The organism is Chamaesiphon sp. OTE_8_metabat_110 (assembly GCF_031382685.1).
Taxonomy (GTDB): domain Bacteria; phylum Cyanobacteriota; class Cyanobacteriia; order Cyanobacteriales; family Chamaesiphonaceae; genus Chamaesiphon.
In genome coordinates this window covers 1-6,971 of the sequence record NZ_JANMZA010000246.1, presented here as the reverse complement: position 1 = coordinate 6,971, position 6,971 = coordinate 1, and the positions used below count along the sequence as shown (strand labels likewise).

The following is a 6,971-nucleotide window of genomic DNA, read 5'->3' as shown; positions in this document are numbered from 1 at the left end:
ATAGAGCATCCGTTGAGGGTTTAGTTATAGTAATTAACGGAGTCATACTATAAATGCTCGACTTAGAAATTAATCGTAAGTTTTTTTTAGGCGGCTACAGGAGCTGCTTTACGAGCGAAAGGTACAATGTTGTTTGCATCTATATTTATTTGAGCCGATATTAACGAGAGGTGACTCACTCTCGACCTGTATCACAGTGCAGCTTTCGCCAACACGTCGAAACCTTTACAGCCCCGAGTCCTTTCATTATATAGTACTTTTAGGGATTTGGGGAGGGGAGCGTGGATAGTGGATAGTGAATAGTGGATAGCTGTGGAGTGTAACGCGCAAGCGCATTTAGGGTGTCAGAATCTAATTTATTATTACTATCCACTATTCACTATCCACTATTCACTAATTTATGAAATTACTCTGTATCAGCAACGGACATGGTGAAGATGCGATCGCATTACCAGTGCTCCAAGAGTTGCGAAAATTAGCCCAGCCGCCAGAAATAGTTACTTTGCCGATCGTGGGTGTGGGCATGGCATATAGTAATAATGACTTCTCGATCGCGGGTAAAGTTCAAACGCTGCCATCGGGAGGATTTCTCAATCAGGATAGTCGGCAATTAGCGCGGGATCTTCAGGGGGGATTGGTAGGATTGACGATCGCGCAAATTCGGACTGCTCGCAATTGGGCGCAAGCTGGGGGTACGATTCTGGCAGTTGGCGATATCGTGCCGCTATTATTTGCCTGGATGAGTGGGGCGGATTATGCCTTTATCGGCACGGCCAAATCGGAGTACTATATTCGCGATCGTCAGGGGAACATATTACCATCACAGCGCGACTCGATCGAAGTTAGAACTGGCTCCTATTACTTGCCGTGGGAACGGTGGTTGTTGAGTCGCAGTAGGTGTCGGGCGGTATTTCCCCGCGATAAGCTAACTACCGAAATTCTGCAACAGCATCAAATCTCAGCTTTCGATCTGGGCAATCCGATGATGGATGGAGTCGCCACCGAGCCGAGCCGATCGCTATTTTACCAGCCGCAATCGGTCAAACGCGAACTAGCGCGTCCGCTGATTGTTACCTTATTACCTGGTTCTCGTCCGCCGGAGGCTTATGCCAATTGGGAGCAGGTACTTATCGCCGTAACTAGTCTGATTTCGGTCTTTAAGCAGCGTCAGATCATCTGTTTGGCTGCAATCGTCCCGACGCTAGATTTGGATACCTTGCAGGGCGATCTCAGTCGATCGGGTTGGCTGCCAGTTGTCGATCCCGATGCGGAGCTAACCGAGCTGATTCCCGCTGCGGGGGCAATTTATTATCAGCGCGAAAATGCCACGATCGCCATCGGCACTCAAGCTTATGCACAGTTTATGCACAAAGGGGACTGCGCGATCGCGATGGCGGGCACGGCGACGGAACAATTCATCGGTTTGGGGAAACCTGCTTTTACTATTCCTGGTGCTGGCCCTCAGTTTACCCCAGGTTTTGCCGAGGCGCAAACGCGACTATTGGGTGAATCGGTAATTTTAGTATCTCAGCCGCAAGATGTGGGAGTGGAGATCCAGAAACTATTGCAGCAGCCAGATCGACTACAATCGATCGCGCAGAATGGTTTGTTACGGATGGGTAAACCTGGAGCCGCACACAGGATTGCTGAATGTTTGATGGAAGTCATGAATTAATTAACAACCAAATGAAAATAAATGGATTGACTACAAAACCAGGAGAACATAATGTTTGAGTGCCATATTTGTAATTCGAGAAAGTCTCACGCCGAGAATATTAGCGAGGTGTTTCAAATTGACGGCAAATTTCATCTTGTGGCAAATATTCCTACGACAGTTTGCTCTAACTGTGGAGAAGCGATCTTCAGCCGAGCGACCACAGAACATATTAGATCGATGCTGCATAGTAATTCTCAGCCGATCGAAACAATTTCTATGGATGTTTACGCATACTAGTTTAGGAGCTTGCGAACAAACTAAAACCCAATCCCGTCTATAATTAGGTCGTTTAGCGATCGAGTGAGTCTTTTGAAACAGCGTTCTAACTATTGGCAACTTCTTCCCTATCTGAATCCTCATTGGCAGATGATTAGCATCGGCTTATTCTGCGTTGTTGTATTTAGTCTTTTCTCGCCATTGATGGCATATTTAGCAGGAGATATATCTAAATATTTAGGTGCGGGAAATGTTGAGTTATTAATTAAACTCAGCTTAATTGGTGGATTGGTATTTGTAATTCGGGGCATTGCTCAATACGGACAAGATGCTTTGATGGCGAAGGTCGCATTTTCCGTCACCTTAGATTTACGCAAACGAATTTACAATCATTTACTAAAAGTAGGTTCGGCTTATACTCAGGTCGTGCAGACTGGGGATTTAGCCTATCGCTTGACTGAAGATATCGATCGAGTCGCTGAAGTTATCTACAAAATTTTTCATCAATTTATCCCTTGTGTACTGCAATTAATCCTAATTTTGGGATATCTAGTTTGGGTAAATTGGCAATTGACGATCGCTGTGTTTATTATGGCACCCCTGATTGCTATTTTAGTAGGCTGGTTTGGAGAACAACTCCGTAAATTCTCCCTCCGCAGTCAGAACAGAACTTCAGATTTATCTTCATTGGTTACTGAATTTACTGGCAACATGCGATCGATTCAAGCTTTCGCAGCCGAGGATTATGCTAATTTTCGATTTGGGCAAGAAGCCGAGCTAAATCGTCAAGCAAAATACAGTACTGAAAACCTCAAAGCTTTTCAGTATCCGATTATTGGCTTTATCCAAGCAGCAAGTATTTTGTTCTTATTTGTCTTGGCTGGTTGGCAAATTTCGCTAGGAAACTTGACTGGAGGCAAATTTGTGGGTTATGCAACTGCAATCGCCTTAATGATCGATCCAATCTCGATTACTACAGGTAATTATAATGAGATCAAACAGGCAGAAGCCTCAATCGATCGCGTCTTTGATTTGTTCAATATTCCAATCACAATTATCGAAAAGCCTAACGCGATCGAGTTACCCCGCATTACAGGTAAGATTGATTATCAGCATGTCAGTTTTGGTTATACGCCCGATAAATCAATTCTCAAATCATTCGACTTAAGTATCAAACCAGGAGAAACGATTGCGCTTGTCGGAGCTTCTGGCGCAGGGAAAAGTACAATTCTCAGTTTGTTAAATCGCTTTTATGATGTCTCATCTGGTAGCATCTCGATTGACGGTGTTGATATTCGCGATGTAACGCTCAAAAGTCTGCGCCGTCAGATTGGCATCGTCCCCCAGGATACAGTATTACTCTCAGGACATATCGCTCAGAACATCGCTTTTGGACAGACAGAATTCGATATTAAAGATGTCGAAGAGGCGGCTAAAATTGCTAATGCTCATCAATTTATCTCTCAACTTTCGCAAGGTTATTATACTTACGTTGGTGAAAAAGGGACGACTTTATCGGGCGGACAAAAACAACGAATCGCGATCGCCAGAGCGGTATTATTCAACCCCCGCATTCTCATTCTCGACGAAGCAACTTCGGCGCTAGATTCCGAATCGGAAGCATTAGTGCAAGAAGCACTCGAACGAATTATGGCCGATCGTACCGTATTTATTATCGCTCACCGTTTGGCAACAGTCCGCAAAGCCGATCGGATTTTAGTCATTGAGAATGGTGAAATTATCGAAGCGGGAACTCATAGCGAACTACTCGATCGATCTGGACGTTATGCTCAGTTTTATGCTCGACAATTCAGTCAAGAAGTTTAGGACAATCTGTTTGAGCTACAAAGCAGAAGCAATCGATCGATTGCCCCTAATTTTTATTTCCTATGGATAAATCGGTTTTTAAAAATCGATCGGCAAAAATCCGCGCCATTGCGTCGCCACCCCCCGCACCGCCGATTCGCTCTATTCCATTTTCACGACATTGTTGGAGGTATTCTGCATTCCCCAACGTGCGCTGAATCGCTTGCGCCGCTTGAACGATCGTTTCCGCCGTGGCTGGTTTGGTACCGATGGTTTGAATCGAGGAACCTAATAGCCGCATTTGCGCTTCGGCAAATGTATAGGTAAACTGAGGGCCAGCACCAGGAATTTGAATAATGGGCTTACCCAATCCGACGGCTTGCTCGATCGCGGTGCCAGCCATTCCCGCGACAAGATCGCACTGATGTAAAATGTCCGCAAAGGCGTCGTAAATGCAGCGTAACTTAATCTGATGCTCGGGATGAGTCAAATAACCTGTCGGATGATATTCCCACCCTCTTGCCGCTGCTACCTGCTGGAGCGGGATCGTACCAGTCGCATCTGGCAAACATAAGTTTGGCGTGACAGCGGCGCAAAACTGAATCCCATTGGGAAATAATGGTGTAGTTGCGATCGCCAGATCTAAAAGTAGCTGTAAATTATTTCCGGCTTCTGGCAATCTACTTCCAGGTAATAAGGCAACTAGTGGTACTGGCGATAATTGCAAGTCTTTACCCGTAATTTCTAAAGCATCCATCGCTGGAAAGCCGACAAATATCGCTTTGTCATAACCCTGTTTATTTAACAGTTCGGCTGTGTAGCGATCGCGTGTAAAAATCTGCTGACAGCGATCGGATTTTAGCAGCCATTCTGTCAGTTTCGGATACTGCATTCTATTCTCATAATATGCCGAACTCGATACCATAAATGAGATGTATGATTTGCCTGTCAAGTAGGCACCCAGCAGTACGACGACATCGCCAACTGCAAAAACTGCTTCGCAATCTTGACTATATTTACGAATGGATTGAACCTGTCGCCAGAGTAGGGTAAATAAACCCGATCGAATATCTTCTAGCAGTTTAAACCTGTCGTTATAGACGAAACCACCTGAAGGTAATGCTTCGGTGGGGCCGATAATATCGATATTTAAGTTACGATAAGCATTACCATAACCGACGATCGGCATTGCGCCGATTTTGACATCTGGGATTTGTTGGCGTAAGGCTTTGACTATTTGAATGGCGTTGAGATCTTCGCCATGTCCATTGCTGATAAATAAAACTTTTTTTGGTGGTTGGGGTGAATCCGAACTGTTCATATTTAACCGCAGAGGCGCAGAGGACGCAGAGAGAAAATTCAGATTGTAGGGTGTGTTATCGCGCCAGCGTAACGCACCAAAATCAAAGTTAATTTAAAAGTTGATTGTATAAGTCTTCAGTTTTGATTAGCATTCGATCGAGTGCAAAATATTCTTCATATCTTTGTCTGCCATTAAGTGCAAATTCATCGACTAATTCCGGTCGAGCGAGCAGGTACTGCATTTTTTCAGCTAGCATGTCTATATCTTTAGGCGGAATTAAAAAACCTGTTTTACCATCGGCAATTTGTTCGACAATACCGCCGATAGTCGTCCCGATGGTGGCTTTTTGTTGCGCCATTGCTTCAGCACAAGCTAAACTACAGGCTTCTTGCAACGAGGGCAAGACAAAGAAGTTAAATAAGCTCATTAGCTCAGGTAAATCGTTGACATAACCTGTGAAAATTGTCCTGTCTGCAATTCCTAAATCTTGAGCTTGCTGCTTGAGCTGTTGCTCTAATTCGCCTACCCCGGCAATTACCAGACGTAAATTTGGTTTACCTTGTGCCACTCTAGCAAAAGCTTGTAATAAGTACGTCAATCCTTTGGCTTCGGATAGTCTAGCTGCCGTACCGATGATTGTTTGGGTGGTAGGATCGAGATTGAATCGCTCGGCTAAAGATGTGAATTTGGATCGATCGAGTATTGGTGTCGGTACGCCGTTATAAATCATCTCTAGTTTGGCGGGATTCATGCCAAATTTGACTAAAATGTCGGACTCTGTTTGACAGACAGAAATTACTTTAGTTGCCCAGAGATTAGCAAATAAACATGCTAAGCGATAGCTGACATCTGCACTGGCTCCATGATAGCCATGTACGGTAAATACAATCGGCAATTTGGGAAATAATAACCGCACGGGAATCATTAGTTCGTGTGCGCCATGAACGTGGATCAGATCGATCGATTGACGTTTTTGAGCGGCTTTAATTCCCGCAATTAGTTCTCGCAATCCTTTGAAAAAGTTACGTTCCCAGGCTGTAAATTCACAGTAATCGAGTTTTTGTTCTAAAAAAGGTGGCAACCCTTTACCCGTTGGCGCAAGCAATGTTACTCGATAGCGGTGTTGATACTCTTTCATCAGACTTAATGCCTGTCTTTCCGTACCGCCCAGATTTAGATAGGGTAAAATATAAACCAAATGCTTGGCATTTACCATACTTATGTAGGGTGGGCACTGCCCACCAACTAGGGTTTAAATACTGACAAGATCGACTGGGCATCACCGATAGTTTATTTGATGGCAGTGTTTAAATTTTATCGCTACGGCTGAAACCTTTGGGTACCCACACTTCGACTACGCTCAGTGCAAGCAAGGGGCACCCCTACAGGTTAATTGGAGGTAGCATCACAATTGTTAGTAAATTCCCATCGACTTAGTGCGAATGGGCTTGCAATACGCCTACGCTAGTTTGAATTGGGATGATATCTAGAGTATCTGGAGTCGCACAGAATTTGAGATCGTCAAAGCATTCTAGTCGTACCAACCGTTGTCCGTGACTGGCGAGGTAAAATAAGTCTAAAAGATTGTCTTTCCACTGACGGTATAACGCGATCGAGGCTACTAGTTCATCATTACCAGCGACATCCGACAAGGGTACATTCAATTTAGTAATGATACTATCGGCGATCGCACCCGCACATACGGTATCTTCGAGTGAATAATCGCCCTCCCATCCCGATCCTACCATCCAGACTGTCTCCGGCTGCTGGGTGATGACATAATCCACGATCGCTTGACGATTGACTAAAGCTGCGGCGAGGACGATTTTGGCATCCTGGATGCGCTGCAAGGTGCGGGTACCATTGGTGGTGCTGATAAATAACCGTTTGCCACCCACTACCGCTGGCGTACAATCTAGCGGCGAATTA

General features: G+C 44.8%; 6 protein-coding genes and 1 other RNA gene. 3 read left to right on the top strand and 4 right to left on the bottom strand.

Features of this window, described 5'->3' with window-relative positions:
* Positions 1-235: a transfer-messenger RNA gene (ssrA, locus tag RMO52_RS09080) on the bottom strand; the annotation flags it as partial.
* 165 nt (positions 236-400) lie between these two features.
* Here ssrA and RMO52_RS09075 point away from each other — a divergent pair.
* From RMO52_RS09075 to RMO52_RS09065, 3 genes are all read left to right on the top strand, one after another.
* Entirely contained in the window at positions 401-1,675 is a 1,275-nt protein-coding gene (locus RMO52_RS09075; protein ID WP_310413135.1) for a lipid-A-disaccharide synthase-related protein, read from the top strand.
* A gap of 51 nt (positions 1,676-1,726) precedes the next feature.
* Positions 1,727-1,954, top strand: coding sequence for a YgiT-type zinc finger protein (locus tag RMO52_RS09070; protein ID WP_310413132.1), 228 nt, complete (start codon positions 1,727-1,729; stop codon positions 1,952-1,954).
* 72 nt (positions 1,955-2,026) lie between these two features.
* The gene (locus tag RMO52_RS09065) at positions 2,027-3,760 is read left to right on the top strand and encodes an ABC transporter ATP-binding protein (RefSeq protein ID WP_396134929.1); all 1,734 of its coding nucleotides are present in this window, start codon (positions 2,027-2,029) and stop codon (positions 3,758-3,760) included.
* 46 nt (positions 3,761-3,806) lie between these two features.
* Here the strand turns inward: RMO52_RS09065 and RMO52_RS09060 are convergent, their stop codons facing one another.
* The 3 genes from RMO52_RS09060 to RMO52_RS09050 all read right to left on the bottom strand — a co-directional run.
* Positions 3,807-5,060: a lipid-A-disaccharide synthase-related protein gene (locus RMO52_RS09060; RefSeq protein WP_310413129.1), complete on the bottom strand. Its 1,254-nt coding sequence runs from the start codon at positions 5,058-5,060 to the stop codon at positions 3,807-3,809.
* A gap of 88 nt (positions 5,061-5,148) precedes the next feature.
* The gene (locus RMO52_RS09055) at positions 5,149-6,258 is read right to left on the bottom strand and encodes a glycosyltransferase family 4 protein (protein ID WP_310413126.1); all 1,110 of its coding nucleotides are present in this window, start codon (positions 6,256-6,258) and stop codon (positions 5,149-5,151) included.
* Positions 6,259-6,475: 217 nt separating this feature from the next.
* Positions 6,476-6,971 (bottom strand): 2-phosphosulfolactate phosphatase (locus RMO52_RS09050; protein ID WP_310413123.1); only part of this gene is annotated, 496 nt, incomplete at its 5' end.